Source organism: Bacillus sp. NTK071, assembly GCF_017303315.1.
Classification (GTDB): domain Bacteria; phylum Bacillota; class Bacilli; order Bacillales; family Guptibacillaceae; genus Guptibacillus.
In genome coordinates, this window is record NZ_JAFKOI010000019.1 from 19,457 (window position 1) to 41,233 (window position 21,777).

At 39.6% G+C, this 21,777-nt stretch carries 24 protein-coding genes; 7 read left to right on the forward strand and 17 right to left on the reverse strand.

The window, feature by feature from the left end:
* Positions 1-229 precede the first annotated feature (229 nt).
* Positions 230-1,132, reverse strand: coding sequence for a hypothetical protein (locus JI666_RS19040; protein ID WP_206894609.1), 903 nt, complete (start codon positions 1,130-1,132; stop codon positions 230-232).
* Between the two features lie 393 nt (positions 1,133-1,525).
* Between JI666_RS19040 and JI666_RS19045 the strand changes: the two genes are divergently transcribed.
* Complete coding sequence (locus JI666_RS19045) at positions 1,526-2,164, forward strand: O-methyltransferase (RefSeq protein ID WP_286170957.1); 639 nt, start codon at positions 1,526-1,528, stop codon at positions 2,162-2,164.
* Positions 2,165-2,227: 63 nt separating this feature from the next.
* Here the strand turns inward: JI666_RS19045 and JI666_RS19050 are convergent, their stop codons facing one another.
* Positions 2,228-3,217, reverse strand: coding sequence for an NADPH:quinone oxidoreductase family protein (locus tag JI666_RS19050; protein ID WP_206894610.1), 990 nt, complete (start codon positions 3,215-3,217; stop codon positions 2,228-2,230).
* 129 nt (positions 3,218-3,346) lie between these two features.
* Between JI666_RS19050 and JI666_RS19055 the strand changes: the two genes are divergently transcribed.
* Positions 3,347-3,934, forward strand: coding sequence for a TetR/AcrR family transcriptional regulator (locus tag JI666_RS19055; RefSeq protein WP_206894611.1), 588 nt, complete (start codon positions 3,347-3,349; stop codon positions 3,932-3,934).
* A gap of 225 nt (positions 3,935-4,159) precedes the next feature.
* Here JI666_RS19055 and uvsE read toward each other — a convergent pair whose 3' ends face one another.
* Positions 4,160-5,125 (reverse strand): UV DNA damage repair endonuclease UvsE, encoded by a 966-nt coding sequence (uvsE, locus tag JI666_RS19060; protein ID WP_206894613.1) that lies wholly within the window; start codon positions 5,123-5,125, stop codon positions 4,160-4,162.
* 147 nt (positions 5,126-5,272) lie between these two features.
* Here uvsE and JI666_RS19065 point away from each other — a divergent pair, with 147 nt between their 5' ends.
* Together JI666_RS19065 and JI666_RS19070 are read left to right on the forward strand one after the other, a co-directional pair.
* The gene (locus tag JI666_RS19065; protein ID WP_206894615.1) at positions 5,273-6,130 is read left to right on the forward strand and encodes a DegV family protein; all 858 of its coding nucleotides are present in this window, start codon (positions 5,273-5,275) and stop codon (positions 6,128-6,130) included.
* 139 nt (positions 6,131-6,269) lie between these two features.
* Entirely contained in the window at positions 6,270-8,219 is a 1,950-nt protein-coding gene (locus tag JI666_RS19070; protein WP_206894617.1) for an oxidoreductase, read from the forward strand.
* Between the two features lie 64 nt (positions 8,220-8,283).
* On the opposite strand, the gene JI666_RS19075 is transcribed toward JI666_RS19070, so the two are convergent.
* The 5 genes from JI666_RS19075 to mscL form a co-directional block, all read right to left on the reverse strand.
* Positions 8,284-9,042, reverse strand: a complete 759-nt coding sequence (locus JI666_RS19075) for a nucleotidyltransferase domain-containing protein (RefSeq protein WP_206894618.1) — start codon at positions 9,040-9,042, stop codon at positions 8,284-8,286.
* Between the two features lie 94 nt (positions 9,043-9,136).
* Positions 9,137-9,466: a tRNA-binding protein gene (locus JI666_RS19080; RefSeq protein WP_206894620.1), complete on the reverse strand. Its 330-nt coding sequence runs from the start codon at positions 9,464-9,466 to the stop codon at positions 9,137-9,139.
* A 73-nt stretch (positions 9,467-9,539) separates the two neighbouring features.
* Complete coding sequence (locus JI666_RS19085) at positions 9,540-10,175, reverse strand: nucleotidyltransferase domain-containing protein (RefSeq protein WP_206894622.1); 636 nt, start codon at positions 10,173-10,175, stop codon at positions 9,540-9,542.
* A gap of 86 nt (positions 10,176-10,261) precedes the next feature.
* Positions 10,262-10,948, reverse strand: coding sequence for an alpha/beta hydrolase (locus JI666_RS19090; RefSeq protein ID WP_206894623.1), 687 nt, complete (start codon positions 10,946-10,948; stop codon positions 10,262-10,264).
* A gap of 108 nt (positions 10,949-11,056) precedes the next feature.
* Positions 11,057-11,560: a large conductance mechanosensitive channel protein MscL gene (gene mscL / locus JI666_RS19095; protein WP_206894636.1), complete on the reverse strand. Its 504-nt coding sequence runs from the start codon at positions 11,558-11,560 to the stop codon at positions 11,057-11,059.
* Positions 11,561-11,729: 169 nt separating this feature from the next.
* Between mscL and JI666_RS19100 the strand changes: the two genes are divergently transcribed.
* Complete coding sequence (locus JI666_RS19100) at positions 11,730-12,944, forward strand: DUF819 family protein (protein WP_206894625.1); 1,215 nt, start codon at positions 11,730-11,732, stop codon at positions 12,942-12,944.
* Between the two features lie 58 nt (positions 12,945-13,002).
* Here JI666_RS19100 and JI666_RS19105 read toward each other — a convergent pair whose 3' ends face one another.
* The 5 genes from JI666_RS19105 to JI666_RS19125 all read right to left on the reverse strand — a co-directional run bounded on the left by JI666_RS19105 (position 13,003) and on the right by JI666_RS19125 (position 16,750).
* Entirely contained in the window at positions 13,003-13,752 is a 750-nt protein-coding gene (locus JI666_RS19105; protein WP_136948722.1) for an SDR family oxidoreductase, read from the reverse strand.
* A 113-nt stretch (positions 13,753-13,865) separates the two neighbouring features.
* Positions 13,866-14,330, reverse strand: coding sequence for a thioredoxin family protein (locus JI666_RS19110; RefSeq protein ID WP_206894627.1), 465 nt, complete (start codon positions 14,328-14,330; stop codon positions 13,866-13,868).
* Complete coding sequence (locus JI666_RS19115; RefSeq protein WP_136948724.1) at positions 14,327-14,764, reverse strand: disulfide oxidoreductase; 438 nt, start codon at positions 14,762-14,764, stop codon at positions 14,327-14,329. The genes JI666_RS19110 and JI666_RS19115 overlap by 4 nt, the downstream gene beginning before the upstream one ends.
* A gap of 423 nt (positions 14,765-15,187) precedes the next feature.
* Positions 15,188-16,288 (reverse strand): M24 family metallopeptidase, encoded by a 1,101-nt coding sequence (locus JI666_RS19120; RefSeq protein WP_206894629.1) that lies wholly within the window; start codon positions 16,286-16,288, stop codon positions 15,188-15,190.
* A gap of 294 nt (positions 16,289-16,582) precedes the next feature.
* Entirely contained in the window at positions 16,583-16,750 is a 168-nt protein-coding gene (locus JI666_RS19125; protein WP_169525644.1) for a hypothetical protein, read from the reverse strand.
* Between the two features lie 171 nt (positions 16,751-16,921).
* Here JI666_RS19125 and JI666_RS19130 point away from each other — a divergent pair, with 171 nt between their 5' ends.
* Entirely contained in the window at positions 16,922-17,824 is a 903-nt protein-coding gene (locus JI666_RS19130; RefSeq protein ID WP_136948726.1) for an aldo/keto reductase, read from the forward strand.
* A 370-nt stretch (positions 17,825-18,194) separates the two neighbouring features.
* Here JI666_RS19130 and JI666_RS19135 read toward each other — a convergent pair whose 3' ends face one another.
* From JI666_RS19135 to JI666_RS19145, 3 genes are all read right to left on the reverse strand, one after another.
* Positions 18,195-18,599, reverse strand: coding sequence for a DoxX family protein (locus JI666_RS19135; RefSeq protein WP_136948727.1), 405 nt, complete (start codon positions 18,597-18,599; stop codon positions 18,195-18,197).
* 59 nt (positions 18,600-18,658) lie between these two features.
* On the reverse strand, positions 18,659-19,228 hold the full coding sequence (locus JI666_RS19140; protein ID WP_136948728.1) for a biotin transporter BioY: 570 nt from the start codon (positions 19,226-19,228) through the stop codon (positions 18,659-18,661).
* Positions 19,229-19,300: 72 nt separating this feature from the next.
* Positions 19,301-20,074 carry a divergent polysaccharide deacetylase family protein gene (locus tag JI666_RS19145; RefSeq protein ID WP_206894631.1) on the reverse strand — a complete coding sequence of 258 codons (774 nt, stop codon included), beginning with the start codon at positions 20,072-20,074 and terminating at the stop codon, positions 19,301-19,303.
* Between the two features lie 217 nt (positions 20,075-20,291).
* Between JI666_RS19145 and JI666_RS19150 the strand changes: the two genes are divergently transcribed.
* Positions 20,292-20,804 carry an acyl-CoA thioesterase gene (locus JI666_RS19150; RefSeq protein WP_136948730.1) on the forward strand — a complete coding sequence of 171 codons (513 nt, stop codon included), beginning with the start codon at positions 20,292-20,294 and terminating at the stop codon, positions 20,802-20,804.
* Positions 20,805-21,107: 303 nt separating this feature from the next.
* On the opposite strand, the gene JI666_RS19155 is transcribed toward JI666_RS19150, so the two are convergent.
* Entirely contained in the window at positions 21,108-21,437 is a 330-nt protein-coding gene (locus JI666_RS19155; RefSeq protein ID WP_136948731.1) for a DUF1516 family protein, read from the reverse strand.
* Between the last annotated feature and the right edge of the window lie 340 nt (positions 21,438-21,777).

The window sequence follows — 21,777 nt, forward strand, 5'->3', positions numbered from 1 at the left end:
TAGTGAATTAAATCTTGGTCTTCCAATTAGTATAGCATTGTTGCAGTTCGCCTTCTATCTTCACACTTCATTAAAAACTCCTGTACTTTTACCTTTCTTTCTCTAACCTCATATTCTTTTTAACAACCAAAAAACCTGAGCATATTCTGCTCAGGTTCATTGTTTTCTTTTATTAAGGATTTGTTAAATTACATTGTTGATTTCTCTATTTGTCTTAACATTGCCTTTATCAAAAATGATTCGAAGCATAGGGCCGTTCTGCTTCTCTCATGCTAATGATTTCTTTATCTTCATGATCCCAAATCGCCAAAATTTTAGATTCAGCATTATAGAACGTAATGTGTTGATCCGTACATTTTAATAGCTCGCTACTTGGAATCGGGAATTTTTCCTGCTGACCGGTTTTAGGGCAGATGTATACGAGCTGATCACTTTTCCCTGTTCTACCGTTTATGCCATGGACAATTAATAATCCATTCCATGAGTGAATAGTACGGGGAGAGAAATCAAGCTTAAACGAATTTTTCAATTGTAAATCATCGTCAAGGAGAAGAATCTGATCCTGTCGAGCAGAAGAGATTGATAGCGCTGCTACATATAAACCCTCATCAGCAATCATCATGTTAACAGGTGAATAGCCTTCTTCAAGAGGAGTCACTTTTTTACCAGTATCACCAAAAGTGGTTAAAAGCGCTTCGTCCCCTTCAACATGATATGACGATACAATCAGCTGGTTTCCTTTGCGCTTTAGATCACAGAAAATCCCTTTTACATGCCATTGATGTGTCATACGCGGATCGCTCTTTGCGAACTCATAAATCCACCCATTCCATTCTTCACCTTCACATGCAATACAAACTGAATCAGGATACTCATAGAAGCTCGGTTTCCCGTTTACCTGAAAGGTTCTCAGCTGAGCAAGACTGTGAACAAAAACATAAACTTCAACATGATTCGATGACAGTTGTTTAGTGAACCAATAATTCTGATTCGAATCTCTGACAACATTAGAAAAACCTTCATCACTTGCAATCGGTAGTTTGGGCACATTGACCTGCTTAGTGGTATAGGCAGTGATAGAAGAATCATATTCATCAGACTTTAGTGCTTTGTTCCCTTGCTCAAGCTGCATTCTAAACTCCCCTTTCATATTCAGCTGCCTTCTCCCATTCAGGCAAGTAGGAAAAAGGATGGACTTTTATAACCGATCCTTGCTGTTAGTACTAGTTTAACAAACAATTGACCAAGGGGGTATTGGGAAATAACAATATCTTTCGTAGGATTAATAGCATCTTTTGTTTCCTACTTTCCCAAGTCCCCATCACAGAACAAGGACTTAAGTCCCGAACACCCTTGCGGAATTAGAACTAATTTACATTTTTGTGTTTACTTTGTTAATTTAGCGATTTATTCACCATATTTATTCTTCCTTTATCTATTTTACATTGCTTAAGTCTTGACAGTCCATATCCACTGCATAACAATAAAAACGAATCGACAATTTATTAGGAAGGGTGAGATCTGCTTGGCTCGTAATCACGATGAGTATATTCGCAATCTTTTTGGTAATGAAGACACAGCACTACAAACCGTTAATGAAAGCATTCGAAAAAACGGTATGCCTGCCATTTCAGTTCAGCCAGAAGTTGGACGCTTCCTTTCCCTACTTGTAAGCATTAAAAAACCTAGATATATTATGGAAATAGGGGCACTAGGTGGCTATAGCGGAATTATGCTTGCTGGTGCACTAGAGAATGATGGTTCTCTAACGTCGCTAGAATTAGAAGAATCCTACGCTACTGTCGCCAAAGATAACTTAACAGAAGCTGGTCTTGGAGATAAGGTGAAATACGTTATTGGACCAGCGCTACAAAACATGGAATCTCTGCTTAGTGCGGGTCAGCAATATGATTTCTTCTTTATTGATGCAGATAAAGTAAACTACCCAAATTATCTAGATATGGCTTTAAAACTGGCCTCCCCAGGTGCTGTAATCGTAGCCGATAATACCCTTCAGGGAGACCGAGTCTTTGATGACAAGGTTAACGACGAAAATGTAGAAGCCATCCGAACGTTTAACAATAAAATGGCAAACGATGATCGCATCGAATCGATTATGCTTCCACTTTGCGACGGTCTAACGGTCGGAAGAGTAAAAGCCTAATAACATACAATTTCAGAACATAAATGAAAAATAAAGAAGAGAGAGCGACGCTCTCTCTTCTTTCTAGTATTTTACGATTGTTCTACCACGGACTTTTCCACTTAATATTGAATTTAATACTTCTGGAAGTTCCTCAATCGTCACCTCATTGTGAATTGACTCAAGGTGTTCTGTAGGCTTATATTCATTTGCAGCTTTATTCCAAATTTCTTTTCTTTTTTCCATAGGACAATAGACGGAGTCAATCCCTAGAAGGTTAACGCCTCTCAGGATAAATGGAAAGACAGTAGTCGGAACTTTCGGACCACCGGTCAGCCCGCTAACAGCAACAGCTCCTCCATACATTGTATTACTTAATACTGCAGCAAGAGTAGAACCACCAACAGGATCTACTGCACCTGCCCATTTTTGCTTTCCGATTGGTTTAAATCCTTCAGGAGCAACCTCGTCTCGACTTAGAATACTCGTTGCGCCCAGTTCCTTCAAGTACCCATGTTCTGATTCTTTGCCTGTACTTGCTGCAACTTCGTATCCTTTTTTAGCAAGCATCGCAATAGCCATACTTCCAACTCCACCTGTAGCACCAGTCACAAGGACTGGCCCTTTATCAGGTGTGAGACCTGCTTGTTCAAGTTGATAGATCGAAAGTGCGGCCGTAAATCCTGCCGTTCCATAAATCATAGCTTCTTTCAAAGAAAGGCCCTCTGGAAGTGGTACGATCCACTCTGATTTCACTCTTGCGTATTCACTAAACCCACCAAAATGAGAAACGCCAAGTTCATAGCTTGTGACAATAACTTGATCTCCCTCTTTCCAATTTGGGTGATCGGATTCTGTCACAACCCCAGCCAGGTCAATGCCCGGAACATGTGGGTATTCCTTAACGATATTTCCTTTAGGATGTGTTGCTAACCCATCCTTATAATTTACGCTAGAATAATGAACTTTAATTAGAACGTCACCTTCAGGTAGTTCCTCTTTTGTTAATCCTTTTAATGAAGTCTTTGTATCATCGTCAATTTTATCTACTACTAAAGCTTTAAATGGTTCCATTACAAGATCCTCCTTTAACGTTAGTTCGATACTACCTTAACAGAAATTATTCTGACCGGTCAATTAATCTGAATTCTTTCCTATCAATTATAGGTTGTGTATAATAAATTTGTAAGGAGTTGTGATCGGATGAGTCGAAAGACAGAGTTACGACGAAAACAAATTATTAAGGCCGCTTACCAAGCAGTTGCAGATAAAGGGTATGAGACTGTCACCCTTCAGGATATAGCTAATTATGCTGATGTTAGTAAAGGAGTTCCAAATTATTACTTTCAAAACAAGGAAGATGTTCTAGCACACCTTCTTGAAGAAATCACGGAGCGAATTTATCAAAAAGAAAAAGCTGCTGTAGAGCACAAAACCTCTTTTCAAGAAATGCTTGAGGCATATATTGATGCTGTTTTCATTAATCCTCGGGAGAACAAAAAATTCTTTAAAGTGTATCTCGATTTTCTTGCCCAGGCCACAAGAAACGAACGGTATCGTGAAATTAATGCCCGCTTCTATCAAAATTGTTCTTCCATTAGCCAATTGATTTTAATTCGTGGTGAAAGCGAAGGTCATTTCCATAATAGAAACCATGATGATGATGGAAAATCCATTAGGTCAATGATTGATGGCTATATGATCCAATGGTTGATGACAGGTGATGAGAAGAAGCATGCAACATATAAAGAAAGCTGTTTAAAAGCCATTACAACTTATTTAATAAACTAACGTTCCCATGCTCCCCAAATTGATAAACCTTCCTTTCGTATAAAGACAGCCTCATCGGACACGCTAACATCAAGTAAAGGAGGGAGTCTTTTTGGCAAAGGAGAAGAAACGCGGTATGAAGAAAGAACTTGCCCAAGCTGTTGAGCAAGCCAACCAAACAAACCCTACAACAAAACAAAGAAGCAAAAAAATCACAGAATAAAACCGGGCTATCGTGCCCGGTTTTTAATTTAATTTAAATGTAGATCCATCGATGATTTCAACGTCATTCCTTTTCTTGATCTCATCCATTAGTCGAAATAGGGCAGCGTCTTTTTGCTTTGCTTCAATCATGCAGTCAATCTGTGGGGTACTCCCTTTCACTTCATTTAGAAATTGAAAAAACAGATCAACATCTATGTAATCAGCATGGCTACGAAATTCCTTATCGCTTTTAGGTGAGGAGATATGCATCTTCACAGGTAAAGGAGATTCATTCCACGTATCTACTACTCTCGCCCAGTGCGATTCCCACTCCTCTGTTTCATGGCAGGCAAGATGGTGGTGATAATCGAAAACCATTGGGACATTCAACTTCTCGCATAAATAGAGCGTATCAAGTAGCGTAAAGGTCGTATCATCGTTTTCGAGAATAATGGTTTGCTGTATTTTTTGTGGGGTATACATCCAATTATGAATGAAACGCTCAAGAGATTTTTCCTTATCTTTGTATCCTCCACCAACGTGCAATACGCAGCGATGCGTTGGGTCTAATCCCATTCCTTCCAAAAGTCTTACATGTAGAGCAAGCGTGGCTGTGGAGGCTTTCAGAATTTCTTTTTTGGGGGAATTTAATAACACAAAATGGTCAGGATGAAAATCGACACGCATCTTTTCTTGCTTTGCAAAGTCACCTAGCTCTTTTAACTCACTTGTTAATGGTTGTAGGTAGTTCCAGTCATTCAACGCTTCATGGTTTGCGAGGGGAATCAACCTTGAACTGAAACGGAAAAAATGAATGTCATTGCCTTTATTATGCTTAAGAAGGCGGAGACAATTACGCAAATTTGATTTTGCAATTCTCTCAAGCTTACGAATCGCTGCATTTCTATTTTCTAGCTTCTGAAATTGGGCAAATGTCATTGTTTGAGAAGGTGAACTGTTTACAAGCTCCATACTCATTGCAACATAGCCTAGTCGAATAATTGTCATTGGCATTTCACCTCACATAAATTCTTTTATTAGACTGTCCAATGAAGCTTCTTTCAATGAGTTATATCCAACATCTATTTCGTGTTGAAGCATGGTACAATAGAAATAATACCTGGATGCGGGTAATTTGAATAAAGGGGTAATTGTATGGCAACTCAAATTATTACGGACAGCAGTATTGACTTCCCTGAAGAACTGCTAAATGAATTAAACGTTAAGGTGGTCCCACTTAATCTTCTCTTTGGTGACAAAGAATATAAAGCTGGAGTTGATCTCGATTCACCAACGTTTTATCAAAAATTACATGAATCAAAAGAGCTCCCTAAGTCCTCTGCCCCCTCACCACAGGACTTTCTTACAAAATATGAAGAAACTAGCCCGGAAGATAATATTCTTGTTATTGCCCTGTCCGAATCGTTAAGTAGCACTTATGATAACGCTGTATTAGCAAAGAAAATGTTCCATGAGGAACATCCTGATCGGATTGTAGAAGTGATTAATGCAAAAACAGCCTCATCTGGTCTTGGAATTATCGTTTGTCATGCTGCTGAAATGGCTCGTGACGGAGAGAGTTTTGAGTCAATCGTTAAACAAGCCCATGAATATACAGAAGATACGCTTACTATGTTCCTACTCGATACGCTTGAGAACGTTATTAAAGGTGGAAGACTTGACCGTGTTAGAGGAACAATTGCCTCAGCGCTAAATATTAAGCTTTTAATGAGAGCAAGCAATGAAGACGGATCACTCGAAGTACTTGATAAAGTACGAGGGAACAAACGTGCAGTGCGTGAATTCATCAAGAAAATTGGAGAGTATGGCCATAACCTTGAGGACAAAGTAATTGCCGTAGCACACAGCAATTGCGAAGACAAAGCCAAAGCGCTAGTCGCACAAATTCAAGAACGGTACAAATTCAAGGATGTTATTCTATCTACAATGGGACCACTTATTGGAACATATGCAGGTGAAGGAGCTCTCCTTGTCGCATTTAAAAAGAAATAAATAGCAACATTGTCTTCAAAAACAACCAATAAAAAAACGTGCGTAAGCGCGTTTTTTTTTAATGAAGTAAAAGAAAAAACAGGAAATGAATGACCATTCATCGAATTGTGTTCAAAACGAAGAAGTGTGGTGAATAGAAATGGAATGGAAAAAGTTATTTGAACCAATTCAACTGCGAAGATTAACCTTGCCTAACAGAATTATGATGGGTTCCATGCACCTTGGTATGGAAGGAAGCAAAGAACAGGAAGAAGCACTGATTTCTTTTTATACTGAACGGTCAGGAGCTTATGGTCCAGGAATTATTGTGACTGGTGGTATCTCGGTTTCACCTGAAGGAGATGGTGGTCACCACTTTCTTGGGTTTTACCGTGACGAAGACTTAGATGTAATGGAACGATTAACGAACCGCGTTCATACAGCCAATGGACGAATTGCTGCTCAGCTTTTTCATGCTGGACGTTATGCCTATTCAGAGATGAATGGTGTTCCATCAGTAGCACCTTCTCCAATTAAATCACCGATACACAGAGAAACACCAGTAGAACTAACTGAGCTTGATATTCTTAATTTGCTTGAATCTTATGCGGAAGCGGGGAGAAAAGCAAAAAAAGTAGGATTCGATGCAGTAGAAATTATGGGTTCTGAAGGGTATCTTATCAATCAGTTCCTCTCTCCTTCAACGAATAAACGGACAGATAAATGGGGCGGAGATTTTGAGAGAAGAACGAGATTCGCTATTGAAGTACTAAAATCGGTGCGTAAAGCTGTTGGAGATGATTATCCTATCATTTTTAGAATGTCAGGGCTTGATCTTGTACCAAATTCCTCAACACCTGACGAAACAGTTGAACTCGCGAAACGACTAGAAGCAAACGAAGCAGATCTTCTAAACATTGGTATTGGCTGGCATGAATCGACTGTCCCCACTATTTCTATGATGGTACCTAGAGCTGGATTTATAGAACCTTCCCTACAAATTAAACAGGCAGTAAACATTCCTGTCGTTGGAAGTAATCGTATTAATGACCCTGTACTCGCAGAAGAGCTACTACACAAATTGGATATGGTTTCAATGGCAAGACCTTTTCTCGCTGATCCTCACTTACTGAAAAAAGCAAATGAAGAGACACTTGATCAAATCAATACGTGTATTGCATGTAATCAAGCATGTCTTGATCATGCATTCGAAGGTAAAGCAGTCTCATGCCTCGTGAATCCACGCGCTGGTCGAGAACATAAATGGCATATTAAACAAACTGAAAACCCAAAGAAGGTTGTTGTCATCGGTGGTGGTGTTGCTGGAATGGAGGCAGCACGTGCACATGCTGAATTAGGTCATCAGGTAGCACTTTACGAAGCCGGACCTTCAATTGGTGGACAGTTCAATCTCGCACGCAAAATACCCATTAAGAAAGAATTTGACGAAACGATCCGCTTCTATACAACAGAAATAAAGCGTTTAGGTGTTCAAGTTGCTCTCAACCATAAACCAAGTGTTGAAGACATCCTTTCACACTCACCTGATATGGTCGTTCTAGCAACTGGAGTTATCCCAAGAGAGCCTGTTATCCCTGGAATTGAACATGCCATTCGTTACCCTGATGTCCTTTCTAGTAAAGTTTCAGTTGGTAACAAAGTTGTCATCATAGGCGCTGGTGGTATCGGGTGCGACGTCTCCCATTTCCTAATTGAAAAAGGAATTAACGATATCCTCTTACTCAGACGAAACGGAAAAATGGGTGATGGGCTTGGCAAAACAACGAAATGGGCTATGCTTCAGGAATTAAAACAAAATGGTGTACGTTTCCGCACTAACCTTGTGTATGAAGAAATTACGGATAAGGGAATTCGAATTACTGATACAAAGACCGGGGAGCAGGAAGTGCTTGAAGCAGATACGATTATTCTAGCGGCAGGACAAGAATCTAACGTCCCGAAAGAATATCGAGCGCTTGAACAGAAGGGTATACAACTTGCCATTATTGGCGGCGCTCGACTTGCAGGAGAACTTGATGCAAAAAGAGCGATTTATGAAGGTGCGAAAATTGCCTTTGAACCAGAGACAATCCCTGTTAATCACTCATAATGCAAGAAAGAAGAGGTGCCATCAGCACCTCTTCTTTCTACAAAATAGATCTACGAATTGCAACCTACTCACATTCAATCATCTTGTTAAGAAACCCCTGCGTATATACAGTTTCTTCGATTTGTTCCATGATCCACTTTTTCTCTTCTTTCAACCAGCTTCTAATCAGCTCTGCTGCTGTTTCATAATGATCAATTGTTAGGTGACGGAAAACCATTTCTAGCTTTTCAATTTGTTCACCATCTAACGTTGAATCGAGTGTTTTCAGCCCGAGTTGTGCTCTATTTGGATGGTAGTGATGTAAAAGAACTCTTGCAAAGTGAACCATGACGTTGTTTAGCATTTGAACAGACCATACTTTATTCCCTCTTCTTTTCGCTTTCTCATATTGAAATAAGAAGAATGCCGTATCATCGACATCATTAATAAACTCTTGAGGAGATAATGTTAGATGCTGATTATAGTTGGCCATGCGATTTTCTGGGTCATATAAGATCGTAAAGTAGTCCTTTTCAATAAGTGTCTCATTCGTTACTGTAAATAGATCCAGGTGGAGCATATTATCGTACACCGCAATAATTTGCGGTGCAATGATAAAAATTTCATCATAGAATAAAAGACTTGTATAAGCTTCCACATGTGCTTTTCTATTTTTCATAAAAGCTTCTTTGTCACCCTCTTCTACCAGGCAATATAGATCGACATCCGAATTCCCATCATGCTCATTTCGCCCCATTGACCCTTTTAGAAAAACAGCTTTCACGCATGGGTCTTTCATTAACGATAAGGTAATGACGTCTACCGCTTCTTCTTGTTTCACCATCTAACACCTCTCTCACAGAAATAGATATTACACCATCATATCCCATTTTTAACATTATCTACAACAAAAAAAAGGATGCATCGTAGCATCCCTTTTATCCCAACTTATCTCCATTGTTCACTCTATGATCCGGTTGAATCAGAACCACACCATTATCGCCATATACGCCAAGCACCAAAACCTCTGACATGAAGTCTGCAATTTGCCGAGGTGGGAAGTTAACTACAGCCAGAACTTGTTTCCCTATTAGCTCCTCACTACTATACAGGTCCTTTATCTGAGCGCTGGATTTTTTGACGCCAATCTCTTGCCCGAGATCTACTTTTAATTGATAGGCCGGTTTTCGGGCTTTTTTAAAATCGTTTGCTTCTACAATTTCGCCAACTCGTATATCTAACTTCATGAAGTCTTCAAATGTAGCCATTCTTTTCACCTTACCTTAAATTCGATACCTACTTTCTTTTACTCATTCTCTTTCTATATGTAGATACCTTCTGCTACAATCGTTTATTTAGAAAAACGTCCATAACACTGCGAATTTCATCTTCACTAACAGTTCTATCCCTATATAAGTAAGAGGAATAATACTCAACAAGCAAACGATTATTTTCCTCAAATTGAATCGAATACAATTCTGATAATGTTAATGGGTATTGAGATGTTAAGAGATATCGTTCAATTCGGAGCAAATACATGACATCATTAAGGATTTCATATTGATCAACCGTGGGCAGAGCATCTTTTAATCTTTGCTCAGTGGATATGAGAAGCTTTAAGACGCCTTCCTTTATTTGCTTTCTAGATGGTAAGACAAAAGGCGTCTCTCCAAAAACAGAGAGTTGCTCAAAGTATGGAGCTACATATTCTCTCGTTCCATCAGCATCAATCAAGAAATCCTTAAGACATACTTCTCTCATATCAAGAGTGATACCCATTAATTCAGGAAGGGATGACGTTTTTTTTTTCTTATCATTGTAGAAACACCAGACATCTAGATCAGAAAATGGACCGCCTTCCCCTCTCGCAAAGCTTCCGGTCAAGACAATCCCTCGTAAAGTTGATGTTTTTAATCGATCAACTAGCCTCTTTGCATATTTTTCAATCATTAATGGGGTCATGAGTGGATTTAACATAGTTTTTTTCTCCTTTGTAACGAGACCCTAAGAAGGAGCGAGCAAATATGATTCCGGTCCGTATAAACAATTTGATATCGGATACATCAATTCGTAAGAAAAGCAAACACCTTATCTATAACGTCATTCTGGTCTTCACCGTGACAAATCAAATGCTTTGATTTCTCCATTATACACACCTGCTTCTGATCTGAATCAATGAGATGATAGATTGTGTGGGCAGTCTTATATGGAACCATTCCATCTAGCTTCCCTTGAAGAATAATTGTAGGAACGGATACACGTTTAAAAGATGGTTTGAGTCTTTGAACAAGCTTACGAAATTCAATCGATGCAAGCACAGGCGTTGTTTTCAGTTTCTTACTGTACCTACTAAATAGTTCGTTATGAAGAAGCTTCCCCTTCCCCAAGTCCGTTATCATTCCACCAATGTCTTTAATCATTTGTATAGGGTGAATATAATGAATCGCTGCACTCAACAGCACAAGCTTATCCACTTGATATTTTGTAGCTAAATAACCCGCTAGTACACCACCCATGGAAAAACCAATTAAATAAATCGTATCGCATTTTTCCATTAACTCTTTTAAGCTTGCTTCTGCTGTAGCAATCCATTGATTATAAGTAACGCCACGCAAAGTGTCTGCTTCTCCATGTCCAGGAAGCGTTGGTACAGATAGGATCCAATTGGTCTGGCTTTTAAAATACTCTGCTAATGGTTCAACTTCATATGGGGCACCAGTAAAACCATGTATGAGCATACATCCGACCATACTTCTCCTCGCCTTTCGTTCAGTAGTTTTATTTCTATAATACCACTTCACAAAAGATGTTAATCATTAGGAGTGCATGGACAATTTGCTCAAAACAGAGGAAGCTATTTATTTTCTAGATGAAGATGATTTATTAAAATAAAGTGCTAGCTTCGCTTTCTCCTCTTCCTTTTGTAGGGAGGTTGCGCAATTTGGACAAATGACAGCACGAGATGGAATTGGCGTGCAACAGTATGGACACTCCTTACGAGTCATTGCATTAATTGGATCCTGTCCCGGTTTCCTCCAGCGATTCAATTGACGAACGACTAGAAATACGGCAAAGAAAACAATGATAAATCGAATAGAAGTAGTGAGAAATAAGCCATAATTAATCGTAGCTGCACCAGCTTCTTTAGCATCTGACAAGGATGGATAGTAATGACCATTTAAGCTAATGAACATATCCGAGAAGTTAATTCTTGCTAAGACTAGTCCTACCGGCGGAAGGATAATATCAGATACGAGTGAATTTATGAAATTACTAAACGCCGCGCCTAACACAATACCAATTCCCATATCAGCTGCGTTCCCTCTTATTGCAAAGTGACGAAATTCATTTAATATACCGATGGGAACTCACCCCTTTATGCTTACTCTCCACAATATGTATGCACCAATTATACAAGCTATGATTTTTAATCATTTTAATTTTCCTATAATTCTTATTGAAAGCAATAGACAGATAAGAGGTGGTATAATTTATGTTTGTGACTAGAGTTAACATCAAGGAGTGATCAACATGATATTTGCACTTTCCTGGTCAAAGGCTTCTCCATTAATAGAAGATCCTATGGCTGTATTTGTTTACCTAACGGTAGTAGTAGGACTTATCTTTATGTTGGGGGAATCAAAGAACCATGTTCTTAAGAAACTATTCCACTATGCACCGCCGTTAATCTGGACATACTTTATCCCTATGCTTTCTACGACCTTTGCAATCATTCCGCAAGAGTCGTCCCTATATGGATTTGTTGCCACATACATTCTTCCAGTCGGACTGCTGCTACTCTTGTTATCAGCTAACGTTCCTGCAACGTTACGACTTGGACCTAAAGCTTTATTAATGTTCCTCGCTGGTACACTCGGGGTCATTATTGGCGGTCCCATTGCGCTTGCCATCTTCCAGCCATGGTTACCTGAGGACGCATGGAAAGGCGTAGCAGCATTAGCAGGGAGTTGGATTGGCGGTTCAGCGAACATGGCCGCTATGATTGAAGCTGTAGGAACACCTAAAGAGATTCTGTCTCCAATTATTGTAGTAGATACTGTCGTGGGTTACAGTTGGATGGGAATCATGATTTTCCTAGCTGGGTTTCAGGATAAATTCAACAAATGGAACAAAGCGGATGATTCGATCATTCAAAGTGTAAATAAAGAAATGAACGACATTCAACGCAAAAACGAGCGACCTATTCAGGTACCACAACTACTTGGTCTGCTTGGATTAGCTTTTGGTGTATCTTATATTGTTCTTAAAATTGCAGAGAAACTTCCTCAGTCAGCTGTTCTCTCAACGACAACTTGGACAGTTATGATTATTTCTGCCATCGGAATTCTTTTCTCATTCACACCAGTGAAGAAACTAGAAGGCTATGGTGCTAGTAAAGTAGGTTACACTGCCATTTACCTTTTACTCGCAACCATTGGTGCAAGAGCCGACCTTACGTACGTCATTGATTCCCCACAATATGTTCTAATGGGAATTGTCTGGCTCAGCATTCACATTCTCGTAATCTTTATCGCAGCAAGATTACTACGAGCACCTTTATTCTTTGTTGCCGTAGGCTCTCAAGGTAATATTGGTGGCACAAGCTCCGCTCCTATCGTTGCGTCCGTATTCCAACCTTCTCTAGCTCCAGTGGGACTTTTGATGGGAATAGTAGGTAACGTTGTTGGTAGCTACGCAGCCGTGCTCTGTGCACAACTCGCTAAGATGGTTGCAACCATGCTTTAACTTATAATACCATTAAAAAATCCGTGCTCTCTTTAAGAGCACGGATTTTTGGTGTTTGTTAACCTTGTGATGTTGGACGAACTAGTACTTCATTAATAGAAACACTATCTGGTTGACCAACTGCATAGTAAATAGCATCTGCAATCGCCTCAGGATCAAGTGGATCAAGACCCTTTGGACCACGGTTGTTTAATTTCTCTTGCACATCTTCATCTGTAATGGTGTTTGTTAATTCTGTCGCAACAGCTCCTGGAGAGATAATTGTTGCGCGAATGTTTGTAGAAGGGGACATCTCTTTACGAAGTCCTTCTGTAATAGCACGTACTGCAAACTTCGTACCACAATAAACTGCTCCTGCTGGCATAATTTCATGACCTGCTACAGAAGATACGTTGATAATATGACCTGATTTTCTTTCTTCCATATGTGGAAGAACGCCTGCAATACCATAAAGGACACCTTTAATATTAACGTCTACCATCTTGTCCCATTCATCAATCTTGAGCTTATTTAAGAATGAAAGTGGCATTAGACCAGCATTATTGATAATAACATCAATTTGGCCATACTCTTCAATTGTTTTATCAGCTAGAGCCTGCATTTGCTCTCTAGAAGTGACATCGGTCTTTTGAATAATCGCTTCGCCACCGTTGTTTGTAATTTCTTTTTTCAACTCTTCCAGGCGATCTTCACGACGTGCTGCAAGTACAACCTTCGCTCCATCACCTGCGAGCTTTTTAGCTGTAGATTCGCCAATTCCACTACTTGCTCCAGTAATAATAACGACTTTTCCAGTAATATGACTCATGAATATCCACCTTTCGTTTTATCTTCACCTCTCTAGTTCCCGAGAGTTCAGTAACTAAACATTTGAATGTTCTCTTTCCATTGAAAAAAGCACCCTTATCAGGTGCTTCTATCTTACTTATTCTTTTCAATCCATTGTTTGAAGGTCTCTTCAGACTGAGATCCAACAATACGATCGACTTCTTTGCCATCTTTAAATCGTACTAGCGTTGGAGTCGATTCGATGGCATAATCGTTCCAGCCATTTTCAAATTCAAGAAGGTTGAACTTCTTAAGGTCAATCCCCATATCTTCTGCAAGTGGGACAAGGACTGGTGACGTATTTTTACAGTGAATACAAGTAGGACTATAAAAATATACAAATGCATCTTCTTCATCAGATAGCATCTCGTCAAGTTCATCAGGCAAAATCTGATTCTGATAGAGTGGATCTTCTAACTGATCAACTGTTGCAGGATCAAGCGAATCCTTCCCGTAAGGATTACCCTCAGCTTTCTCACTATTACTTATATTCGTGACAACTGCTAGTGCTCCAAATATTACAATGACAATTCCAAGAAAAATAATGGCTTTCTTCATATGTTATTCTCCTTTTTCGTTTGTTTATAAAGGACGATCATTAGAATAGAAATACTCGTAAAAGCTAGTAAAGCAAGAAAAGGAATTGTAATAAATCCAAGTAAATTAATGTATTCCCCTGTACAAGGTACTCTTCCACAAGCAGGTGCTGAATCAGCAAAAAATGCCGCTTTTTGAATGAGGTAATGATAGATTGAAATACTACCTCCAATAATGGAAAGTGGCAGAACATATACCCACTGTCTGGAATCTTTTTTCACCATCGCAATACCTAATAGTAGAACGAGTGGGTACATGAGAATTCGCTGGTACCAGCATAATTCACACGGTTCATATTTAAGTACTTCTGAGAAATATAAGCTTCCTGCAAGCGCAAAAACGGATACCGCCCAGGCACTAAAGAGCAGATACTCTATTTTTTTCTCTTTATCCATTCGTTAACTTCACTTCTTTCACACTGAAAATGATAACCCCATTATACACACCAAAAACCATGATAAATAGATTAATCGTGACAATCCCACTACTTTTTTAAGGCTCTTTTCTAATACGATAACGTTAAAGTCTTGTAAGAACGTATATAATGGTACCAGTTTGAGGCTCTTTTCTAAAAGATTGCTGATTTTTAAAGATTTTTCTATAGAGAACCTCACTTTGTTGATTGGAGCGGAAGGTGCTCGACTCCTGCGGGATTAGCGGGACAGGTGAGACCCCACAGGAGCGTAAGCGACGAGGAGGCTCACCGCCCGCACCAAGGAAAGCGAGCATCCTGGAGAGGAAATCAACCGCTCTAAAGCAATAGTGTCTACGATAACAGCTTTTTGAAAAGCCGACTCTTGTAGGGAGCCGGCTCACTATTACCTTATAATTTGTAACTCTTTCGGATACTTTGTTAGCGTCTCGTAACCATTATCCGTAACAAGTACATCATCCTCAATACGAACTCCGCCGACTTCAGGAAGATAGATACCCGGTTCAATCGTATAAGTCATTCCCTTTTGAAGAAGGCTATCATTTTTCTCACTCATCGACGGGTACTCATGTACTTCAATACCAATGCCATGACCGATTCGATGAGGGAAGAAATCTCCATAACCAGCCTCACTTATGACATTGCGGGCAGCAAGATCAATATCACCAAGACGTGTGCCAGGCTTAGAGATCGAAAGTGACTCGTTCTGCGCTCGTAACACTGTTTCATAAATTTCTTTTTGTTTCTCATTAATATTACCGAAAGCAACAGTTCTTGTGATGTCTGAACAATAGCCATTCAAAACGACACCAAGATCAAATAACACTAAATCGCCTGTTTTCAGTTTACGCTGCCCTGGGTTCCCATGAGGTTGGCCCGACTTTTCACCAAATAAAACCATTGTGGAAAACGACATTTCTCGGATTCCTTTTTTCTTCAATTCAAATTCAATTGTCGCCAGAACTTCCATCTCAGTAATGCCTTCTTGAAGAGCTTCTACCCCAGTTTGAACGCCAAAGTCAGCGAGCGACGCTGCTTCTCTTAAAATCTCAATTTCCTTCTCATCTTTTATGAGGCGCAGTTCATTAAGCCCAAGTTCTGCTGAATGAAACCCAAGCTCTGAGAAGTGGTTCTGAAGCTTTTCAACTCGTTCATAAGCTAGTGTAGATTTTTCAATTGAAGCAGATTTAGGATTTTGTATACCACGTGCTTTCAATGCTTCATGTATAAAATCAAACGGTTCTTCTGAATCACTATATCCAATAATGTCGTACTGCCAACCTGCATCGCGTGCTTGAGACTCTTCCATGCCTGGACAAACAAGAAACGGCTCATGATTTGGAACGACAAAAAGACCAAGTAACCTTTCATGTGGTTCACAATGGAAGTTTGTTAAGTAGAATACATTTGATGGTGAATGGAGGAAAGCAAAATCCTGATTCTGCTCAGTAAGCCACTCTGTAAATTTAGTTAAACGTTCGTTCATATTAGCACATCCTTTTTCCATTACTTCGCTATAAACTACCATTTATGTAGTTGTATTCCCCACTAGCTTATCATAAATAACGATAACGCAAGGCGAACAAGTCCCCTCACCTTTATTTGGTTCAGACCAAACCAAAAAAATAGCTGCCTACGATGGCAGCTATTAATTTCAAACAATTGGAGAAGGGGGAACTTCTTTCGCTTTGTTTGAGCTATGCAATTTGAACGTGTCGGGGAACACAATTCATGTTTATTTCTTTTATGCTGATAATGATAATCTTTATCAATTAAAAAGTCAATACGATTTTCTGAAAATGAATTGGGATGCTTTTTCTGGGCGATTTACTTCTTTCTTACGGATATATCCACTTTTAATAGCTTCAGCTCTAAGTACAACTGCAAACGCACCGAATGAAAGAACCAAGATCAAAAAGAACATTGAGATTTGTACGAATTCAATCATTTTACACCCCTAATTTCATTAGTTTTGCTCATTATAGCACGGCTTAATGATAATGAGAAGCATTATCATTAAGGCTGAGGCTTCATTATAAGCAAAGACCTTTTGGTTGTGCAAGCGGTTTTATTACACTATTATGAAAGGTGTACTTATACGCAATCAGGAGGTAACAATATGCAACGTGTTGATATTACTAATGATTTATCATTTTCCCGCATCATTCATGGATTATGGCGTCTTGCGGATTGGAATCAGTCTAGCGAAGAAACACTCTCTTTAATTGAACATAACCTTGAGCGCGGTATAACAACGTTTGACCATGCCGACTTATATGGAAGTTACGCGTGTGAAGAGCTTTTTGGTAAAGCCCTTGCGCTTAAGCCTTCCCTTCGAGATGAAATGGAAATTGTAACGAAATGCGGTATCGTGATTGAATCACCTAATCGTCCAACACATCAATCTCATCATTACAACACGAGCAAAGAACATATTATTGCTTCAGCTGAACAATCTCTTAAGTCGCTTGGCATTGATTACATAGATGTTCTATTGATTCATCGTCCAGATCCATTTATGGACCCTGAACAAGTTGGAGAAGCTTTTTCTACTTTAAAACAGGATGGTAAAGTTCGTCATTTCGGTGTCTCAAACTTTAAGCATCATCAATTTAACATGCTACAGTCATATGTTGACCAGCCGTTAATCACGAATCAAATTGAACTATCTGCTTATAACCTGGAAAACTTCGAGGACGGTACACTAGACCTTTGTCAGGAAAAGCGAATGAAGCCAATGGCATGGTCTCCTCTTGCGGGTGGTAAAGTTTTCACTGCCAATGATGAGAAAGCAGTCCGTCTTCGCCAGACAGTTGAGAAAGTGGCATCTGAAATTGGCGCAGAAGGCATGGATCAAGTTCTTTACGCATGGCTTTTAAACCACCCAGCAAACATAATGCCAATTGTAGGTTCAGGAAAACCTGAACGAATTGACAGTGCGGTTGATGCGCTAAATTACTCATTAACACGCGATCAGTGGTTTGAGATTCTTACAAGCTCAATGGGATATGACATTCCTTAAACACATTTGTCTATTAAGATCAAAAGCTTCTTCCCTCAAGGGAGGAAGCTTTTTTAATAGGCTGTTTTCGTAAACATTGTTTCAATAATGCTGTTGATTTCCGCTCCAGGATGCTCGCTTTCCGCGGGGCGGGACGCTTGAGCCTCCTCAGCGCACAAAAACATTGCTCCTGTGGGGTCTCACCTGTCCCGCTAGTCCCGCAGGAGTCGAGCACCTTACGCTCCAATCAGCTAAGTTTGGTTCTTTATACAAAAACTCTTTCAAAAGCAACAATCTTTGAGAAAAGAGCCTTTTATTATGAACATCATAAGTCAGCACTCATTAAACAAACGTTTATTTAATTCATTCTTGTCACTAAAAAATCAGCACATTAACCGTGCTGATCTATTTCTTTATTTTTATTTAGTAGCACCCCAGAAATAGCAAGTTTTCTACTCCCTGTAAACGCAAGAATGAAAGATAGGCCAAGAAGAGAAAGCGGGAATTCGTAGCCACCGATTAAACCCATTCGAAACTTTACAAGTACGATGGCTCCCATCATCGTAAGTCCAAGGAGAATAGCAGACGGAACGACGAAAATGCCTAGAATAAGAAATGCTCCTCCCAAAGCTTCAATGATCGCTGTAGCGTAAGCAAGCCAAGCAGGCTGACCAATTTTTTCGAACATCGCAATCGTGTTCTCCATTCCGCCAAGCTTCTGTATACCATGAGCTAACATAATGATTCCAAGAGTAATTCTTCCTCCTAGTAAGCCCCATTCTATTTTTGATTCCACTACTAGCACCCCATTTTATTGTTTCTTAGCTAACGTGCGAGAAGCGTAATTAGATCACTTTACACCCGAGCAGATGGACGATTACTTTGTAATAACCTTGCTTGAACAAGTCGTTTACGTACCGTTATTCCTAACCAGCTAGCAAGAAATGCCTTGATTAAACCCACAATAATAAAAGGATAAACCCCAAAAACAAATGCATCACTCCAAGATAATTCTGCAACAAATTTTAACTGAATTGTTCCAAGACATAAGATCAAGACCATAGCAACGGTATTCGCTATGAGAGCGTTCGTAAACGAAAAAGATGTTTTTTCTAGAATTAGTCCAGTTATATAAGCTGCTACAATAAAAGCAAAGATATATCCTCCTGTTGGGCCAAACAGGACGCCTAGTCCTCCCTTTGCTTGTGCAAATACAGGTAGCCCAATTGCTCCAAGTGCAGCATAACAAATCATGGTTATAGCACCGTAACGGCTACCAAGAATAGTAGCCGTTAACCCTACAGCTAGTGTCTGACCGCTTATAGGAACAAGAGGTAGTGGAATTTCAATTTGGGCAAGGATTGATGTTATGGCTGCAAAGATTCCACATACTATCGTCATTCGAAGCTTATTCGTGTTTCTCATTCTTCTCCCCCCTTTAATGTTAACCAATATAATTAATAAGTTAACATTAAAGTAAAAGACATGAAAGTTTTTTTATGGCATGCTTTCATCAATCATCTCAAATCCAGGAATCATCTCGGATAACCTCACAATAACAGCATCATCCTTATAGATCGGGATATACTCGGTTAGAACAGCTACCATCTTCTCGCCAGCGATACCTACGTGTCCAATGGCTATATGAGCATCATTATCTTTCAAGCGTTCAGCGAGCTCCTGCGCCTTTCTACTCATATGTCGAATTGTATAAACGTCATCAAAGAACAGTTCATTTTCAAGATACGGAACTCCGATTTCTTCTGATAACTCTGGGATCACGGTTTTATCGGTTGTTCTACTATCAAGGTAATAAAGACCTCTTTCACGACAAACCTCTAGTACAATTCTCATAACCCGCTCATCAGCTGTTGCTTTTGAACCCATATGATGATTCATTCCAACTGCATGTGGCACAGCATCAATAGCAGCATTAATACGCTTTCTAATCTCTCCATTAGATAAATTTGTTGTTATAGCCCCTGGTCCAAGCCAGCTTTTCTTGCCTTTAATTGGCTCCATTGGAACATGGACAATCACTTCATGCCCAAGACTGTGAGCAAGATTAGCATCACGCTCAGTGGTTTCGAGAAATGGCATAATCGCAACCGTCAAAGTAACGGGAAGCTTTAGCATTTCATCCGTACCACCCATGTTATTCCCAAAGTCATCAATCACAATTGCAAGCTCTCTATCACCTTTGGTACTTTCAGCTGACACTTGATTGGGAAGTAAGGTAATGAATAATAGGACACATAAGAACATTCTCATCGACTCACACTCCTTTCATTTCTTAACATCCCCAATCATTAGAAGCTTAATGAGTTTGTGGTAATTTAGGCTTTTTCTATACAACTAGATGAGATTTAATGGAGAAGGGTAAATAAATTCTTTTTCCATACTCATTCTGAGAAAGGTTTTTCAATACTAATTCAAGGGCATAGTAAAGATAGACTACAAGAAATGCATACTTAAAGGAGAGACAACCATGGAAAACAAATATATTCGCGAATCACGTGTTGTCAAAACAAGCCACGTATTCCCTGAAGCAACGAACAATCACAAAACTCTTTTCGGCGGCCAGCTCATGAGGGACATCGATGACATCGCATCAATAGCAGCCATGCGTCATTGCCGGAGTGAAGTCGTAACGGCCTCAACTGATTCAGTTGATTTCCTCTATCCAATTACTCCAGACGACTCTGTTTGTCTTGAAGCATATGTTACGTTTACCGGTAAATCTTCGATGGAAGTGTTTGTAAAAGTAATCGCAGAGCATCTTTTATCTGGCGAACGAAAGATTGGAGCTACAGCTTTCCTTACATTCGTTTCCCTTGATGAAAATAAAAACCCACTTAGCGTTCCAAAAGTAATACCTGAAACAGAAGAAGAAAAGAACCTTCACGAAACTGCACCAGCCCGTGCCCAAAAACGCCGTGAACACCGTCAAGCAAGTAAAGAACTAGCCGGCCTCCTAACCACCCAAAAACCCTGGGAATAACAAAAGCGGAAGTGCCCGTTTAGCTTCGACAAGCGTTGGAGCCATTTAAAAAGAACACGCTCTTTGTGTTCATTTTAAATGGTGAAACGATCGAGAAGCTGGGCACTGCAGCTAGACGATACAAAAGCGGAAGTGCCCGTTTAGCCTCGACAAGCGTTGGAACCATACAAAAAGAACACGCCTTTTGTATTCATTTTGTATGGTGAAACGGTCGAGAGGCTGGGCACTGCAGCTAGATGATACAAAAGCGACGGCCATAATCGGCCGTCGCTTTTGTTCGTTTTTTTCATATCCTGTTACTTACTAGATTATGTCGTATCCGATTGAAAGAATAATTAGAAGAAGTACAATAACCGCGATCCAGTAAACTTTTGTTGATTCTGAACGCTTTCTTCTCCCTACAACGACTTCCATAAATCCAATTAGGACAATTGCTAGGATACCCTTGAATACATAGAGCAGTGGGAAACCGATCATCACTAACATACTAACCCCAGTAATAATCATAATCAGGTAGAATAAACGCTGAATCATCGGCGTGATTTTTTGATTAGGGGCAAAATAACTGATAACTAATAGTAGAACAAGAATCGCCCATGACCCCGCATGAGACTGTAGTAAAATATTGTACATTAATGTTCCCCTTCCAATTCTTTATGGTTATGACAATTGCCATACCTTAATAGTAGATAGGAAGTAGAACGGACACAAGTCCTAATATGAAATAGTCTCAAAAAATTTATGCTAATGTGAACCTATAATGACTAATTTAGTGAAAATAAAAGGCTCTTTTCGTAGACATTGTTGCTTTTACTGTATAGCGTTTGATTTCCGCTGCAGGATGCTCGCTTTCCGCGGGGCGGGCGGTGAGCCTCCATAGCCGTCAAGCTAATGGAAACATAGAGTATGAAATGATCGTTCTGTTATGGTTTGTTCAATATTTTTCCAGTTGAGATCCCATCCACTTTGTATT

Coding starts and splice junctions, on each gene's coding strand:
- JI666_RS19040 (WP_206894609.1), bottom strand. CDS start 1,132: ATGCAGCTTGAGCAAGGGAACAAAGCACTAAAGTCTGATGAATATGAT.
- JI666_RS19050 (WP_206894610.1), bottom strand. CDS start 3,217: ATGGAACCATTTAAAGCTTTAGTAGTAGATAAAATTGACGATGATACA.
- JI666_RS19055 (WP_206894611.1), top strand. CDS start 3,347: ATGAGTCGAAAGACAGAGTTACGACGAAAACAAATTATTAAGGCCGCT.
- uvsE (WP_206894613.1), bottom strand. CDS start 5,125: ATGACAATTATTCGACTAGGCTATGTTGCAATGAGTATGGAGCTTGTA.
- JI666_RS19065 (WP_206894615.1), top strand. CDS start 5,273: ATGGCAACTCAAATTATTACGGACAGCAGTATTGACTTCCCTGAAGAA.
- JI666_RS19070 (WP_206894617.1), top strand. CDS start 6,270: ATGGAATGGAAAAAGTTATTTGAACCAATTCAACTGCGAAGATTAACC.
- JI666_RS19075 (WP_206894618.1), bottom strand. CDS start 9,042: ATGGTGAAACAAGAAGAAGCGGTAGACGTCATTACCTTATCGTTAATG.
- JI666_RS19080 (WP_206894620.1), bottom strand. CDS start 9,466: ATGGCTACATTTGAAGACTTCATGAAGTTAGATATACGAGTTGGCGAA.
- JI666_RS19085 (WP_206894622.1), bottom strand. CDS start 10,175: ATGTTAAATCCACTCATGACCCCATTAATGATTGAAAAATATGCAAAG.
- JI666_RS19090 (WP_206894623.1), bottom strand. CDS start 10,948: ATGGTCGGATGTATGCTCATACATGGTTTTACTGGTGCCCCATATGAA.
- JI666_RS19100 (WP_206894625.1), top strand. CDS start 11,730: ATGATATTTGCACTTTCCTGGTCAAAGGCTTCTCCATTAATAGAAGAT.
- JI666_RS19105 (WP_136948722.1), bottom strand. CDS start 13,752: ATGAGTCATATTACTGGAAAAGTCGTTATTATTACTGGAGCAAGTAGT.
- JI666_RS19110 (WP_206894627.1), bottom strand. CDS start 14,330: ATGAAGAAAGCCATTATTTTTCTTGGAATTGTCATTGTAATATTTGGA.
- JI666_RS19115 (WP_136948724.1), bottom strand. CDS start 14,764: ATGGATAAAGAGAAAAAAATAGAGTATCTGCTCTTTAGTGCCTGGGCG.
- JI666_RS19120 (WP_206894629.1), bottom strand. CDS start 16,288: ATGAACGAACGTTTAACTAAATTTACAGAGTGGCTTACTGAGCAGAAT.
- JI666_RS19125 (WP_169525644.1), bottom strand. CDS start 16,750: ATGATTGAATTCGTACAAATCTCAATGTTCTTTTTGATCTTGGTTCTT.
- JI666_RS19130 (WP_136948726.1), top strand. CDS start 16,922: ATGCAACGTGTTGATATTACTAATGATTTATCATTTTCCCGCATCATT.
- JI666_RS19140 (WP_136948728.1), bottom strand. CDS start 19,228: ATGAGAAACACGAATAAGCTTCGAATGACGATAGTATGTGGAATCTTT.
- JI666_RS19145 (WP_206894631.1), bottom strand. CDS start 20,074: ATGAGAATGTTCTTATGTGTCCTATTATTCATTACCTTACTTCCCAAT.
- JI666_RS19150 (WP_136948730.1), top strand. CDS start 20,292: ATGGAAAACAAATATATTCGCGAATCACGTGTTGTCAAAACAAGCCAC.
- JI666_RS19155 (WP_136948731.1), bottom strand. CDS start 21,437: ATGTACAATATTTTACTACAGTCTCATGCGGGGTCATGGGCGATTCTT.